Origin of the sequence: Mycolicibacterium sp. 624 (assembly GCF_040548615.1) — a bacterium.
Lineage (GTDB): Bacteria > Actinomycetota > Actinomycetes > Mycobacteriales > Mycobacteriaceae > Mycobacterium.
The window spans coordinates 22,673-38,133 of sequence record NZ_JBEPRZ010000003.1 but is presented as its reverse complement, the minus strand read 5'-3'; the positions used below and the strand labels follow the sequence as shown (position 1 = coordinate 38,133).

Annotated in this window: 12 protein-coding genes; all 12 read left to right on the top strand. The window is 63.0% G+C overall.

Annotated features, from left to right (window positions below):
- Positions 1-52: 52 nt before the first annotated feature.
- Positions 53-2,098 carry a fatty acid desaturase gene (locus ABIA65_RS13090; RefSeq protein WP_502919557.1) on the top strand — a complete coding sequence of 682 codons (2,046 nt, stop codon included), beginning with the start codon at positions 53-55 and terminating at the stop codon, positions 2,096-2,098.
- A gap of 711 nt (positions 2,099-2,809) precedes the next feature.
- Complete coding sequence (locus ABIA65_RS13085) at positions 2,810-3,376, top strand: TetR/AcrR family transcriptional regulator (protein ID WP_354523801.1); 567 nt, start codon at positions 2,810-2,812, stop codon at positions 3,374-3,376.
- Positions 3,377-3,424: 48 nt separating this feature from the next.
- A complete protein-coding gene (locus ABIA65_RS13080) occupies positions 3,425-4,393 on the top strand; it encodes a quinone oxidoreductase family protein (RefSeq protein ID WP_354523800.1) in 969 nt (322 codons plus the stop codon).
- Positions 4,394-4,423: 30 nt separating this feature from the next.
- A complete protein-coding gene (locus tag ABIA65_RS13075) occupies positions 4,424-4,849 on the top strand; it encodes a nitroreductase family deazaflavin-dependent oxidoreductase (RefSeq protein WP_354523799.1) in 426 nt (141 codons plus the stop codon).
- Between the two features lie 83 nt (positions 4,850-4,932).
- Positions 4,933-5,175 carry a hypothetical protein gene (locus tag ABIA65_RS13070; protein ID WP_241405040.1) on the top strand — a complete coding sequence of 81 codons (243 nt, stop codon included), beginning with the start codon at positions 4,933-4,935 and terminating at the stop codon, positions 5,173-5,175.
- A gap of 9 nt (positions 5,176-5,184) precedes the next feature.
- A complete protein-coding gene (gene frdA, locus ABIA65_RS13065; RefSeq protein WP_354523798.1) occupies positions 5,185-6,924 on the top strand; it encodes a fumarate reductase (quinol) flavoprotein subunit in 1,740 nt (579 codons plus the stop codon).
- Positions 6,925-6,952: 28 nt separating this feature from the next.
- Positions 6,953-7,696: a succinate dehydrogenase/fumarate reductase iron-sulfur subunit gene (locus ABIA65_RS13060; RefSeq protein ID WP_354523797.1), complete on the top strand. Its 744-nt coding sequence runs from the start codon at positions 6,953-6,955 to the stop codon at positions 7,694-7,696.
- Positions 7,693-8,085, top strand: coding sequence for a succinate dehydrogenase/fumarate reductase transmembrane subunit (locus ABIA65_RS13055; RefSeq protein ID WP_354523796.1), 393 nt, complete (start codon positions 7,693-7,695; stop codon positions 8,083-8,085). The genes ABIA65_RS13060 and ABIA65_RS13055 overlap by 4 nt, the downstream gene beginning before the upstream one ends.
- Positions 8,082-8,447: a fumarate reductase subunit FrdD gene (frdD, locus tag ABIA65_RS13050; RefSeq protein ID WP_354523795.1), complete on the top strand. Its 366-nt coding sequence runs from the start codon at positions 8,082-8,084 to the stop codon at positions 8,445-8,447. Before ABIA65_RS13055 ends, frdD begins: the two co-directional genes overlap by 4 nt.
- Positions 8,448-9,847: 1,400 nt before the next feature.
- Positions 9,848-10,678: a toll/interleukin-1 receptor domain-containing protein gene (locus tag ABIA65_RS13045; protein WP_354523794.1), complete on the top strand. Its 831-nt coding sequence runs from the start codon at positions 9,848-9,850 to the stop codon at positions 10,676-10,678.
- 73 nt (positions 10,679-10,751) lie between these two features.
- Entirely contained in the window at positions 10,752-11,363 is a 612-nt protein-coding gene (locus ABIA65_RS13040) for a hypothetical protein (protein ID WP_354523793.1), read from the top strand.
- A 155-nt stretch (positions 11,364-11,518) separates the two neighbouring features.
- The gene (locus ABIA65_RS13035) at positions 11,519-15,376 is read left to right on the top strand and encodes a DUF8371 domain-containing protein (RefSeq protein ID WP_354523792.1); all 3,858 of its coding nucleotides are present in this window, start codon (positions 11,519-11,521) and stop codon (positions 15,374-15,376) included.
- Positions 15,377-15,461: the final 85 nt, after the last annotated feature.

Sequence of the window (15,461 nt, the reverse complement as noted above, 5' to 3'; positions counted from 1 at the left end):
TGTGCTCACAGCACACCACGCAGGGCTGAAAGGGCCTTGATGACCGCCACCCATGGTCAATAGGTTTCGAGTCACCACCCCCAAAGCACGATCGAGGAGTCTGACGGTGACCACGGCTCAACACTCCCAGCCCTCGCAGCTTGCCTTGCCTGATCCGGGTGAGCAGGTTCCGACGCTGTCCTGGCCGATCGTCGGCATCTTCGCCTTCGCGCTCGCGCTCTTCGGCGCGTCAACCTGGGTCGCGCTGACCGACACTTTGCCAGCGATCGCGACCATCGCCGCCAGCGCCGCAGCAATCTTCGTCATGTTCACCGTGTTGCACGATGCGTCGCACTACTCGATCAGTTCACATCGTTGGGTCAACGTCGCTTTCGGCCGAGTGGCGATGTTCTTCGTTTCGCCCCTGATCTCATTCAAATCGTTCGCGTTCATCCACATTGAGCACCACCGCAACACCAATGACGGTGCCAACGATCCCGATCACTTCGTCAGCGCCGCTCCCTGGTGGCAGCTGCCAGTCCGCTTCCCAGCGATGGATCTGCCGTACATCGGTCTGTTGGTACGCAACGCGCGCAGGCGCCCGCGGGCCGAGCTCGCCGAGACGGTGGCGTTGATGACCCTCACGGTGACGCTGATCGTGTGGGCCGCCTTCGCCGGTCAGCTGTGGACGTTCGCGGTGATCTATCTGATTCCCGAGCGGGTGGCGATGTTCGTGCTGGCGTGGTGGTTCGACTGGCTGCCGCACCACGACCTGGAAGACACCCAGCGCGAAAACCGCTATCGCGCAACCCGCAACCGCGTCGGCTCGGAGTGGATTTTGACTCCCCTGCTCTTATCGCAGAACTATCACCTGGTCCACCACCTACACCCATCCATCCCGTTCTACCGTTACGTCGCGGCGTGGCAACGCAATGAGGCCTCCTACCTCGACCGCGACCCCGCAATGAACACCGTCTTCGGCCAGCAACTGGATGCCACGCAGTATCGCGAGTGGAAACGCCTGAACGGAAAACTCGCCGCGCTGCTCCCGGTCCGAGTTCCGCGATCTTCGGCGGCACACCATGCCAGTACCCACTCGATACCCGTGAAGAGCGTCGAGCCCCTCACCCCCGGCAGCGTCAAAGTCACCTTCGACGTTCCCGATCACCTCCGCGACAAGTTCGGATTCCAGGCCGGCCAACACCTGACCGTCAATCACGCCATCGGCGGTAAGGAGGTGCGGCGAAACTACTCGATCTGCACCTCGGCCACATCGGGACAACTGGCGATCGGCATCCGGCAAGTCAACGGCGGGGTGTTCTCCACCTTCGCAGTCGACACACTTCGCGCCGGCGACGTCCTGGAGTTGATGTCCCCCACAGGTAGCTTCGGCGCACCCCTTGACCCACTTGCTCGGCGCGACTACGTCGCGGTGGCCGCCGGCAGCGGCATCACACCCATCCTGTCGATCGTGAGCACCACCATGGAGATCGAGACCGAGAGCCGGTTCACACTCTTCTACGGCAACCGCACCGCCGAGTCGACCATGTTCGCGGCCGAACTCGACGAACTCGAAGCGCGATACGCAAATCGGCTCCGCGTCTTTCACGTCCGGTCGGCCGAATCCCACCATCCCGAATCTCTTCGCGGACGAATCGACATGACGAAAGTACAGGAGTTGCTCGGCGGCGGCATCACCTCCATCGACCGGTGGTACCTCTGCGGCCCAAGCGATCTCGTCACAACCCTGCAGCACGACCTCACGTCCGAGGGCGTGCCGTCCGAGCGGGTACACCTCGAACTGTTCCGCGGCACGCACCGAGTCACAGTCCACGATTTTCCCAAGTCTGACGTGACCATCACGCTGGCAGGGTCAACGCACACCGTGGCACTCGCCGCCGGTGACACCGTCCTCGACTCCGCACTGAAGAACAACATCGAAGCGCCTTACGCTTGCCTCGGCGGGGCGTGTGGCACCTGTAAGGCCAAGCTCACCATGGGAGCAGTAGCCATGGAGCAGAATTTTGCACTCCGTGCAGCGGAGCTCGAGGCCGGCTTCGTCCTGACGTGTCAGTCGCATCCCACCACGTCCACAGTCGCAGTCGACTACGACGCCTGACAGCATCGACCAGATTCGGGCTGACGCAACCCCGACTGACGGGCCAAACCCCCACCGTCGGGATTCGTCACATCTCGGTCAAAAGCGTATCGCCGAAGCGCGACAATCGCGGGCACGACGCCCTGTTGAGGGTGGTGACCCGCCACTGGGCGCCAGTCCGGTACCTACGCAGGAGCCGCTTCCAACGCCCGCACGTTCCCGACACCGCCCACTACGACGACCACGCGCCCGGCGTCGTCTACATTCCGGGCTCGGACGACTGGCGCTGACATTGCTCACCCAACCGGTCCGCGAGGACCGCGGACGCCCTACTGCAGATCTTCGCAGTCGGGCTTCGCAATCGGGTCCGACCGCCCGCAAGTCCCGCTGCAGCTCAGCAAGCCCACCGCTGCCTGGGCGTTCTCAATACCGTACACATTCATCGACAGATCAGCCGAAGGCGCTCACGCGTACTCTTGCGCACCAACAAAATGTACTTAACGCCAATGGGGGTCAAAATGGCGGTCACGCAAGGTTCCGACTCGATCGGAAGATGAAACACCGCCTGTGACCAGGCGGTTTAATCTGTCGGGCTGATAGGAACCGCCGGCGCGACCGCCTCGTACCTCGGCGGGCACTTCGGCTCCGGGCACCCTGTCCCCGGACATGAAGAACTCGCTTGGCTTCGCCAAATTACTTGAACGATCATTCCAGCATAGCTATGGTTAACGTATGGCCAGAACCCGTCAGTTCGATGCGGATGCCGCGCTCGACGCCGCGATTGGCGTGTTTCGCGAGCATGGTTTCGAGGGCAGCTCGGCCCAGATGCTGGTGGCTGCGATGGGGATCGGGCGACAGAGCCTCTACGCGACCTTCGGCGACAAGTGGCAGCTCTACTGCTCGGCGGTTCGGCGGTACGGGATGGGTGAGTGTGCTGCCCACCTCGATGCCCTACGAAGTGGCCCGCGCGCCATCGACGGCATCGAGGCGATGCTGCGCCGGGTGGTCGAAACTGCTGATCAACCGTGCCTTGGTGTCGGCTCGATCTGCGAGTTCGGCGCATCGCGGCCCGACCTCGCAGAGATCAACGACGCACTGGCGGATGGTTTGCACGCCGCCGTCGCGGGGCGGATTCGTGACGCACAGCGTGAGGGCGATATTGCCGTCCACATCGATCCAGACGTCGCCGTTGGGTTCCTCGTCGCCAACATTTCCGGCATTCGTGTCGCCGGCCGTGGCGGCGCGGGTCCCACCGCTCTGACCGAGATGGCCGCCATGGCGTTGCGAGCGATCCGATAGCCCCGGCTTTCTCTCATTATTGAATAACCATTCCCGATAGGAGTAGAAATGAAGGCAGTGACGATGAACGGCGCTGGTGGCCGGGAAGTGCTGGAGTACGTCGAGCGTGCCGATCCCACGCCGGGTCCTGGCGAGGCACTGGTGGAGATCGCCTACGCGGGCGTGAACTTCATGGACATCGGCGTGCGACAGGGCATGGCATGGACCGAGATTCCCGACCCGAAGATCCTCGGAGTCGAGGGCGCCGGGCGGGTGCTGGCGTTGGGTGCGGGCGTCGAGGACATCTCAATCGGTCAGCGCGTCGCCTGGGTGTACGCGCCGGGAAGCTATGCCGAGCGGATCGCGATTCCGGCGACGTCGCTGGTGCCGATCCCCGATGCGATCGATGACCGCGTGGCTGCCTCAGTGATGATGCAGGGCCTCACCGCAAGTCATTTCGCGACCGACTTCTACCCGGTGCAGCCCGGCGACACCGCGTTCGTCCACGCGGCCGCCGGGGGCCTGGGGCTGCTGCTGACCCAGATCATCAAGCTGCGCGGCGGTCACGTCATCGGCCGCGTCTCCTCGGAGGCCAAGGTCCCCGCGGCCAAGGACGTCGGAGCCGACCACGTCATCGTCGACAGCGAGGGCCGGTTCGCGCAGGAGGCACTGCGGCTCACCGGAGGCGAGGGCGTGCACGTCGTCTATGACGGCTCCGGACCGTCGACGTTCCAGGGGTCCCTCGATGTACTGCGCCGATCGGGCACGTTCTGCTGGTACGGCCCGGTGCTTGGCGGACCCGGTCCGATCGACATCATGAGCCTGCCGAAGAGCATCAAGATCGGCTACGCGGTGTTCCAACACCACATCGCCACTCCTGCCCTGCTCCGCGCCCACACCGCACAGCTCTTCGACTGGATCGCCGAGGGCAAGCTCAAGGCCCAGATCTTCGGCGAGTATCCCCTGGCCGACGCGGCACAAGCCCACGCAGACATGGAGAACCGCAAGACCGTGGGCAAGCTGTTACTGGTGCCGTAAGGGCTTGCGCAGAATCGAGAGGACCACATCATGGACAAACACGAGTTCGACGAGATGAACCGAACGGTGATCAGCGAGTTCCGTTCCACGGGAGGCACAGCCGGCGGTGTGTTCTCCGGTAAACCGCTGATACTGCTTCACCACATCGGCGCGAAGTCCGGAACCGAGCGGATATCGCCACTGGTGCCGTTGCTCGATGACGGCCGCATCTTCATCTTCGCCAGCAAGGGCGGTTCCGACAAGAACCCCGACTGGTACGGCAACCTCGTAGCCCACCCGAATGTCACCGTCGAACTCGGCGCCGATGCCTTCCTGTCAACAGCGCGGACGCTAGAGGGCGACGAACGCGACGCCATATATGCGAAGCAGACCGCCGTGGAACCGCAATTCGGCGACTACCAACGCAAGACTTCGCGCACCATCCCCGTAGTCGAGTTGGTCAGAGCCAAGGATTGAACGGTCTCGCGCGGAAGCCTTCTGCAGGCATATCCTGGTGACGTGATCTAGATCACTCGCCTGACATCGGAGGAGGCGGGCCGATGGATACAACATTGACGCACTTCACGAAGCAGAAGGCGCCCTGCGGGCGCACGGTAGATGGTGATCACCACGTCGAGGGTGATGATGACGGCTTCAAATACGACGACCTCAAGTACGCCTGCGGCTGCCGCGAGATCCGGCATGTGTACCACGACGGAACGACGCGCTTTCGGACCACACGACATGACGGCAAAGTCCTGAAGGACGAGCGCACCGGCGAACACGAGACGTTCGAGGCGTGAGCGACCGCGATGACGGCGTCACACAACATAGCGGTGATCGGCGGGGGCGGTGCGGGACTGCGCGCGGCGATCGCGATCGCCGAGACGAATCCACTCCTGAGCGTGGCGATCGTCTCCAAGGTGTACCCGATGCGCAGCCACACCGTGTCGGCCGAGGGCGGCGCCGCCGGCGTGGCAGGCGAGGACGACAGCCTCGACGAGCACGCCTACGACACCGTGTCCGGGGGTGACTGGCTGTGCGACCAAGACGCGGTCGAGGCCTTCGTGGCCGAGGCGCCTCGCGAGTTGTTGCAGCTGGAGCATTGGGGCTGTCCGTGGAGCCGTAAGCCGGACGGCCACATTGCCGTTCGCGCATTCGGCGGCATGAAGAAGCTGCGCACGTGGTTCGCCGCCGACAAGACCGGATTTCACCTGCTGCACACGCTGTTTCAGCGGGTTCTCGCCTACCCCGACATCGTGCGTTACGACGAGTGGTTCGCGACGACCTTGCTCCTCGACGATGGCAGGGTATGCGGTGTTGTCGCCATCGAGCTGGCGACCGGGCGCATCGAGACCATCCTCGCCGACGCCGTGATCGTGTGCACCGGCGGATGTGGGCGCGTGTTTCCGTTCACCACCAACGCCAGCATCAAGACCGGCGACGGAATGGCCCTGGCGTTTCGGGCGGGCGCACCGCTGAAGGACATGGAGTTCGTCCAGTACCACCCCACTGGACTGCCGTTCACCGGAATCCTGATCACCGAGGCGACGCGCGCGGAGGGTGGCTGGTTGCTGAACAAGGACGGCTACCGCTACCTGCAGGACTACGACCTCGGCGAGCCCACTCCCGAGCCGAAGCTGCGCAGTATGGAGCTGGGGCCCCGGGACCGGCTGTCCCAGGCATTCGTGCACGAGCAGGAGAAGGGAAGGACGGTCGACACCCCGTACGGACCCGTCGTCTACCTCGACCTACGGCACCTGGGCGCCGACCTGATCAACACAAGGCTGCCGTTCGTGCGTGAGCTGTGCCGCGACTACCAGCACATCGACCCGGTGACCGAACTGGTCCCCGTGCGACCCGTGGTGCACTACATGATGGGTGGCATTCACACCGATATCGACGGCGCCACAACGCTTCCCGGGCTCTACGCCGCAGGCGAGACTGCGTGCGTCAGCATCAATGGCGCCAACCGGTTGGGCTCGAACTCGCTGCCCGAGCTGCTGGTGTTCGGCGCCCGAGCCGGCCGCGCCGCCGCGGAGTACGCCACGACCGCCCGCGGCGCCTCACCTTCAGTTCAGGCGCAGGCACGCACCGAGACGTTGCGACTGGAGCATGCGCTCAGTCGCCATGTCGATGGGGACGACCGAATCGCCGACATCCGGGCGGACATGCAGGCCACATTGGAGACGGCCGCCGGAATCTACCGTGATGGACCCACACTGACGAAGGCGGTCGACCAGATCCGGGTGCTGCAGGAACGCTTCGCGAGAGTCGGGATCGAGGATCACAGCCACACGTTCAACACGGAGCTGACGGGGCTGCTCGAGCTGTCAGGGATGCTCGACATCGCGCAGACCATCGTCGAATCCGCCTTGCGCCGAGAGGAATCCCGCGGTGCGCACCAACGCACCGACTTCCCCAAACGCAACGACGAGCGCTTTCTGGCACACACGGTGATTCATCGAGAATCCGACGGAGCCGCGCGCGTCGACTACCTTCCGGTGACGATCACGCGCTGGCCTCCGGGCGAGCGTGTCTACGGGAGGTAGGGGCGAGCGAGCGACGGGAGGTGTAGTGATGGCGCAACGAATCGTCATGGAGGTCTCCAGGTATCGGCCGGAGATCGAGTCCGAGCCGGTCGTGCAGGCCTACGACGTGCCCGTCACCCGCGAGTGGGCGATCCTGGACGGCCTGAACTACATCAAGGATCAGCTCGACGGGACGCTGACCTTCCGGTGGTCGTGCCGGATGGGCATCTGCGGCAGCTGTGGCATGACGATCAACGGCGACCCGAAGTTGGCGTGCGCGACCTTCCTCGTGGATTACCTACCCGGACCCGTGCGAGTCGAGCCGATGCGAAACTTCCCGGTGATCCGCGATCTCGTCGTCGACATCAGCGACTTCATCGCCAAGCTGCCGACCGTCAAGCCGTGGATCATCCGCGAGGACGAGCTGTCCGTCGAGGACGGCGAATACCTGCAGACCCCAGCAGAACTCGACGAGTACAAGAAGTTCAGCATGTGCATCAACTGCATGCTGTGCTACTCGGCATGCCCCGTGTACGCGCTTGACCCCGACTTCCTCGGGCCGGCGGCGATCGCGCTGGGCCAGCGCTACAACCTGGACTCGCGCGATGAGGGCGCGGCGGACCGTCGGGACGTCCTCGCGGCGGACCACGGCGCCTGGGCGTGCACCCTGGTGGGCGAATGCTCGACGGCCTGTCCGAAGGGAGTCGATCCGGCTGGCGCCATACAGCGTTACAAGCTCACCGCGGCAACACAATCGGTGAAGCAGCTGCTGTTCCCGAGGAGCGCGCGGTGACCACGCCGGCGCCCGCGTATCGTCAGCCGATCGCCAGGTTCTGGTGGGCGAAGCGGCGGTCATACCGGCTGTTCATGCTTCGCGAGATCAGTTGCATCTTCGTGGCCTGGTCTGTGGTGTATCTACTGCTGCTGGTGCGTGCGATTGGCGCCGGACAGGATTCCTACCTTCGGTTCCTGGACTGGAGTGCCAATCCGTTTGTGGTCTCGCTCAATGTTGTCGCACTGATTTTCCTTCTGCTCCACGCGGTTACCTGGTTCGGTTCGGCGCCGCGCGCGATCGTGCCCCACATTCGGGGACGCCGTGTACCCGCTCGCGCGGTTCTTGCGGGGCACTACGCGGCGTGGGTGGTCGTCTCGGCGGTGCTGGCCTGGGTGGTCCTGTCATGAGCACATCCACGCGGCATCAACGGTCGGCCGAGCCGTTCCTGTGGCTGCTGTTCAGCGGCGGTGGCATGGTGGCCGCACTCGTTCTGCCCGTCCTGCTGCTCCTGTTCGGGGTGGCGTTTCCGCTCGGGTGGCTCGACGCCCCGGACCATGCCCACCTGCTGGCGGTCGTCCGGAATCCGCTGACCAAACTGGTGCTACTCGGCGTGTGTGTCCTCGCCCTGTTCCACTTCGCGCACCGCATCCGGTTCACGATCGAGCACGGGCTGCAACTGGGCCGGTTCGACCGTGTCATCGCGCTGTGCAGCTACGGCACAGCGGTACTGATATCCGCGGCGGCGGTTTGGGTGATGCTCACTGTCTGAGGGCGTGCGGACGAGACGATGTGCCGCTGCAGAATTCGACCGAATACGGGGCCTTGCCGGCGCCCCACCGGGTATAGAGAGGAGGTCCCCGCTGGATTGTGTGCCGCGTTCGAGTAAGGGCAGAAAGCGGCCGTTCCTGAATCTCGAAAAACGGACTTGGACTGCGTCGGGCTGAAACGATCTAAACCTTCAACGTTTTGAACTCCAGTCAAACTTCAGCCGAATTAGGCTGTTTTGCAATGCATCTGAACGGCATTTAGCAGGAGGAACGGCGTCAGGGCGCCCCTGCCGGACAGCCGGATTCCGACCTTGTTGTGACAACATCCGAGACGGTGTTCCGAATACGGGTTGCCATCCTTCGACGCGGAAGCGACGTTTGCTGGAAATTGTTTGTGGTGTTTGGCCGGGAGGCGCTGAGGCGCTCCGCAACAAGTACCTGGGGTAGCCGGAGCAGGGCTAGGTATGACACCCAGTCCTGTACCCGAGTGCCCATCGGTCAATCAGGAACCTCAACTCACCCGGTCTCGCACCACTCCACCAGCGGATCACCCAGACCATATTCCACCAGCGCCTCCGGCACGTTCGCGTATCGCGCCAGCGCCCGGAGATGGGTCCACGTCGCGATCGCCGCGAGCACCATCGTTTGGCCGAGGTGTAGGCCGAGGAGTGCATAGCCACTTCCGCACGCCGCACACGGACCGGCGGGTGGGAATCAACTCCGAGACTTCCGACCGACTGAACCGCCCGTGTTTCACGGCCGAGAGCAGCGTGCACGGCAGGCCCGCTTGTTCGGCTCCGAGCCCGGACGCGGCGAACATCTCCCGCCAACGGCGGTCTCCATCGCGGCTTGTCCGCATCCACCTAGTCGGAGCAGACGAGATACGGCGCCACCCAGTCATTCGCCTTCTTGCCACGCACGGCCCGCATCCCCGCTGTCGCCCCCACCGCTACGTGATTATCCGCGAACGCGGCGATGTCGGCGCGCGACTCTGGGTCGGTGAAGTCCTATGGGAGACTGTAGAACCCGTCCAACTCCTCGTTCAAGTAGCGCTGCAGACGCCGCTCTCGTATTACCCCGCCGAGAATGAACCCCGCTTCCCCGGCCATCCACACCGGTCCGCGCCAACTGGCATGGCGAGTAAATGCCCCTCTGCCCCGGCAGCACAGCCGCGATCCCACGGTGGAGGTCGCATTGCGCGCCTACGGCGGGGCTGACTCATCGCCAGACGTTTCCGCAGGTCACTGAGGCAATGCCAGTTCAGACGCGATGGGCGCCGTTCACACACGCGCAGATCGTTCCGTATCACGCATGACATTCAGTCCCCGACAGTACTTCCGAAACCAGCGGCATCGAGTTTCCGGAGGTATGTAGTGTTACCTCCGATTCGGAGGGGGAACCTGTGGCACAAGAGACGCCGTCGCGCCATGTATTCATCTCATACGTACACGAGAACTCAGACAAGGTTGACCAGCTCTGCGAGGTTCTCAAAGCCGTCAACATTCCGTACTGGCGGGACCGTTCGAATCTCGGTCCCGGCGAGGAATGGAAGGCCAAGATCCGCGAAGCCATCCGATCGGGCTCAATGGCGTTCTTGGCCTGCTTTTCCGAGGAGTCGCGCGCCAAAGACCGGTCTTACATGAACGAAGAACTCACGCTCGCTGCAGAGGAGTGGCGGCTCAGACCGCCCGGGCGCACTTGGTTAATTCCCGTTCGCTTCGACGATGGCCCCGTGCCCCAAGTGGATCTCGGTGCCGGCAAAACGCTGGAAGACCTCAACTACTCTGATTTATTTGGGCAGGCGCTAGTCGCGAATACCGCCCAACTGGTCGAAGCAGTCAAAGAAGTCATGGGGCTGGCCCCTAGCCGCGACAACGAGTCGATCCAGACCGCGATTAATGAATCCACAGCGGATGAGCGGCCAGAAAAACTGCGGCGATTGACCAAGGACATGATCCGCGACACCGCACGAGATATAGACCTTGACGATCTGATCAGCGACGAAGTAGCGAGAGTCCGAACAGCAGTGCGCGATACCGACCGGTTCCCGACCTCGTCACCGGGCGGTACCAACAGCGAGTTAGCGGTCCATGCCGCCGAGATTGTCCTCGATTACTGGACGCTCACTGAGCCGTTCGTTTGGTCACTACAAGTCGCGGCACGCTACGGAACTCCGGACACGCTATCGCCATGGATCAAGGGGCTAAAAAGCCTTCGCAGCGGAAGGCAATAAGATTGCCGGCGGGCACACCTACTTGCTCGGCTTGAGATTTGTCCCGTCCCTCATCTCGGTTTTCACTGCCGGCATGGCAACTTCCGGCCAAGGTAAATGGGACAACTTCAAAGCGCTTCTTGTCGGTACCCAAGTCGCCGACCGCAGTTACGACGCGGCACCGAAAGTCGCTCTCGTAGAGGCGGTTAGCCCATACAAACCCTTCGAGTCCGACCTTGTCCCTCAACTGCTCGCCAACTCAGTAACACAAGGCGAGGATCTCGCGACAACCCAAGCGCGTATTGATCAGGGGAACTACTCGAAGCGTCACACACCGACTGCGGATTGGCTTCACCACATACTGAGACCAGCTTTTGCTCAACAGTTCCCAGACGACGAAGACTACGACGTCGCCTTTGACGCAACCGAGGTCTTTTTAGGACTGGTGGAGGAAGATCTCCTGAATGTCCGTCATGCAGATGAGGATCGGCAGTGGTTGAGGGGATCTCACTGGTTTGGACGGTCGGCCTGGCGGTCGCGCAGATATGACAACCCTGTTGACGATTTCACCAATCAACTTGCCTCTCAGGGTTCGTCGTGGTCGCCGTTGCAAGCGGGCTTATTCGGCGGCGAGATAGGGCGCGCAGAGGCCGCACTCAACCAGTACCGCGAACAATTCGTACAAGCTCGCGGCCGCTACTGGTAGAACGAGTAAATGCCTCAGTGACACGCCATGACGAACCTCCTCCAAGTCTCAACGCAGCGACAGACGATGCGTCGCAAAGAAGCGGTATCGCCCGCCGGTTAGCTCCGGTAGGCAATAAGATCCCGCGCACCCAACACGGACTCCTCGACTCCGCGATGCTGGAGTACGACTGGTACTCGGGCGAACGACCTCGATCATCAGACGACATGGTCGGCAAACGGAGTTCGTACGTGCTCCTCGCACCCGGCGGAGCGGGCAAGACCACGCTCATCGACGCGATCGAACGTCGGGAGCCCGCCAGTGAGTCGGTAGATCTTCGGATGCACAGCACGCAATCCCTGATCGCGGCGTTCGACCAGCTTTCTTCTGGCAAGTCCGCATCGGCGGCCGCACCGCAGGTCACCGTGTTCGTCGATGCCATCGACGAGGCACTCCAATTGGACCCCAACATCGGACACGTACTGGTCAAGCTTCTGGGGCGCCCCGGGATGAGCAACCTGGCATGGCGGTTCGCCTGTCGACCCGCCTCTTGGACTCCCGCACTCGCAAAGGGGATGCGCGCGGCCCTGCCGGGGTTCGAGGAACTAGAGCTTCTCCCTCTCGGCATCCCAGACATCCGGGCGATGGCAGCCGGCGACGCCGATGCCTTCCTTGACGACGTTGAGCAAGCCGGCCTACTCCGTCTGCTCGCACTCCCCCTGCATGCGTCTAACCTGCTCGACGGATGGCGCCCCTCTCAACAGCTGCCGGCAGATCGGTCAATGGCCATGCAGCACGCTTTAAACCGAATGCTCAGCGAGGGCAGTGCAACCCGCCTGCCCGGGCAACTCGACGACCACCGGCGCCAGGTGATCGCCGAACGACTGGCCGCATTTTCGACATTCTGCAGCGTGGGGAGCTATTCGCTCCAGCAGGCCGGCAGCGTCAACGATGCCCCGATGGCGGTGAGCGCGGTGCCAACTCATGCCGAACCTGACCTGGCCGGTGCTCCCCTAACCGTGTCCGACGTTCAGGAGGTACTTGGCACCGCGCTGTTCGCCGCTGCTGGACAGGGCAGCGTGGCGTTCACGCACCAGTCGTACGCGGAGTATCTCGCGGCGGCGTACCTTCGGCGACGCGGTGTGGCCGGCCAACGGCTGGTCACGCTGCTCGGTGCTGGTGTCAACGGTCTGGTTCCCGGACCGATGATTGAAGTCCTCGGTTGGTTGTTAGCGAAGGGCGCACCGGTGCCCGATGCCGTAATCGCCGAGAACGCCAAACATCTGCTGAGCACGGCTGGACTGGAGTTGGCTAACGATCAGGTGCGCGGCAGCGTCGTTGAAGCACTGCTTCACGGTGCGGCCGCGGGCGTGTTCGAAGGCGGTTCGCGCGCAGACACTTCGGTGCTATCGCATCCCGGATTGACCGGACAGATACGGGAGGCCGCGAGGAGCGCATCCAGCACCTGGGTGATGTTCTGGATTTGTCGTATTGCCCGACAGTGTGTCGTCCACGAGGTCGCCGACGACCTCCTCGCCATCGCACTCGAGTCTTCCTGGTCCGCCATGATCCGAGCCGAAGCGGCTACTGCCTTCGCCGCAGTGGCACCAGGCGACCGTCGGTCGGAACTGGCGCCGCTACTTGAACTGGACACTACGCAGGACCCACAGGACGAGATCCTTGCTGCCGCGCTGCGAGCAGTACTGCCCGACGCCGTAGACTTCCACCTCATACGAGGCGCTATTCGCCCTAGATTCAATCCGCACTTCATCGGTGGCTACGAACGCTTGCTCAGCGAGCTTCCCGCGCTCATACCCTCCGCTGAAGTTCTCCCGACTCTCACTGATGCACTGCGGCGTCAGCCTGAGGAGGGCGACCGGGCATTCGACGATCTCATCGAAGGACTTCTCCAGCGCGCATGGGAGACGAGGGACCCGTCAACCGCCGAAGCAATCGGAATCGCGTTGGCCACTGATCGACTCGGCCGTCGCGTCGATCTGCCGTGGCAGACCGAAGACGACCGGGATCTCCGTCGAACTATGGCCGCCGCCGCATTGGGCGCGCACGAGCACGCTTTCGTGGCGGTGCTCGACTTAGGAATCCTGACCCCTTCAGATCTCGGCTGGCTCCTTGACTGGATGTATGTAGCGTCGCCCGAAGCCCTTCCACGGGCTCGGGTGGTGGCCCGAAACCTGGCCTGGAACGTGGCCGACGCCGAGTCGGCCGATCGCATCCTCTCATTGGACGAGGACCATCCGGCCTATCAAGAGCTCAAGTCGTTTCTGGGCCATCAAGACATCTCGTCGCGACCACGCTGGGTAAGCCACGCCGGCAGTGCCGACAGCGCCTCTTTGGCCGAGGAGATCTCGAAACTGCGCGCTGCCATCGAGCATTGCCGTACAGCCATGGGCGATTGGTGGTACGTCTTTGCTGCGCTGACGGGCCAGCACCTCGACGCCAACCGATACCTCGACTGGGATCTGACCAGTAGACGGCTGTGGTCGGAATTGAGCACGGGCGAACAGGACGAACTCCTGCTCGTCGGCATTGACTATCTCAATGTCAGGACGCCCGCTGTTGACCGGTGGGCCGGCCGGGACGTGCTGCCAGCCGACGATGCTCTGCCGGACTGGGCCGGCGCAAACCTGGTGGCGACGCTGATCATGCAGCGTCCGGACCTACTGCCCAACGTGGATCAATTGGCATGGGTTAGGTGGGCTCCGGTAATTACCGCGATGTCGCACTACTCGACCGAGCAGTCGTGGCTGCGAGAGCTTCGGGGTACGGTGCCGCAGGGGGCACAAGAGGCGATCGATGTTGCGCTGCGCGAACAGGTCCGATGCATACCCAAGATCGCGTACGCCTACCACCCACTAGGCGACTTCTCCGATGGACGCCTGCTCACCGCCGTCGAACATATTGCTCGTAGCGCGAACGAGTCCGCGGCCCGACGTGAAGAAGCCTTTGGTGTACTAGTCGCGCACGCTCCCGATGTGGCGCTTGCGGTCGCAAGAGCAGCAATGAGCGAAAGCGACGTCCCCGAAGCAGCGTTCACCACACTTGTCAAGTTGGAGCCGGAACATCTGATCGAGGGATGGATCGCACAAAACCAGCTCGGCCCGCTCGTACATCTGCGCGACCTCGATCCCGAACAGTTATCCGACGAGTCGCTGACCGGCCTGGCCCGTCTACTCCTCGACAAGCTACCTTTTGCTCAAGACCCCGACGATGTCCACGACTACGCCGAGCGAACCCCGGCCGCGGTGGCACGTCGGATACGGACACATCTATTGCAGTCAATCGCGAGTCGTGGCATGGCCACTGCTCTCATCAGTCTCGCGAGTAATCGGCCAGCAACAGACAGCGACCGGATCCGTCAGCTACTGCATCAAGCGCGAATCCGCGAGGCGATGGTGAACTGGCGGCCCCTGGCTCCGGTCACGCTCATGGAACTACTCGACGGCGGCGACGCGAGACTGATTCGTGACAGTGCCGGTCTACTCACGGTGCTCTGCGAACAGCTCACGCAAGTTCAAAACGACCTGCGCCGGGGAGGATTTCGAAGCCTGTGGGACGGCGAGCCCGGAAAAAGCAACGCTTCGCCGAAGGGCGAGGACACGATATCTGACTGGCTGGTGGAACAACTGCGCCTACGTCTCAAGCCCCACATCGTCCTGGATCGCGAGATACAGGTCACGCGTCGCAAGGATGCGGGCGTAGGCACCCGTATCGACATCACTGCCACCTCCGGAGGAGCTCAGATTGCGCGGGTGCCCCTAGAGGCCAAATTGGTCAACAACCGCGAACTATCAACCGCGCTATCGGATCAACTTGTGGTCAAGTACATGGACCCCACCGAACTCACTCACGGCCTCTACCTCATTTACTGGACCGCACCCGAACTCCGCCCCAAAGGATGGCGTAAAAAACACCCGGATTCCGGGGCACTGGCTGACGAACTTCGGGAGCAGGCTCGACACCAGCTTCCTCGCAGACACGTCGACGTCTTCGTCTTGGACATCGGCCCCTCCTGATCCAGTCGCGACTCGACTACAACCGGACTTCGGATGAGGCCTCGCTTGCTTCTCAATTCCTCGCACCGACGGGCCAGTGGGTTCG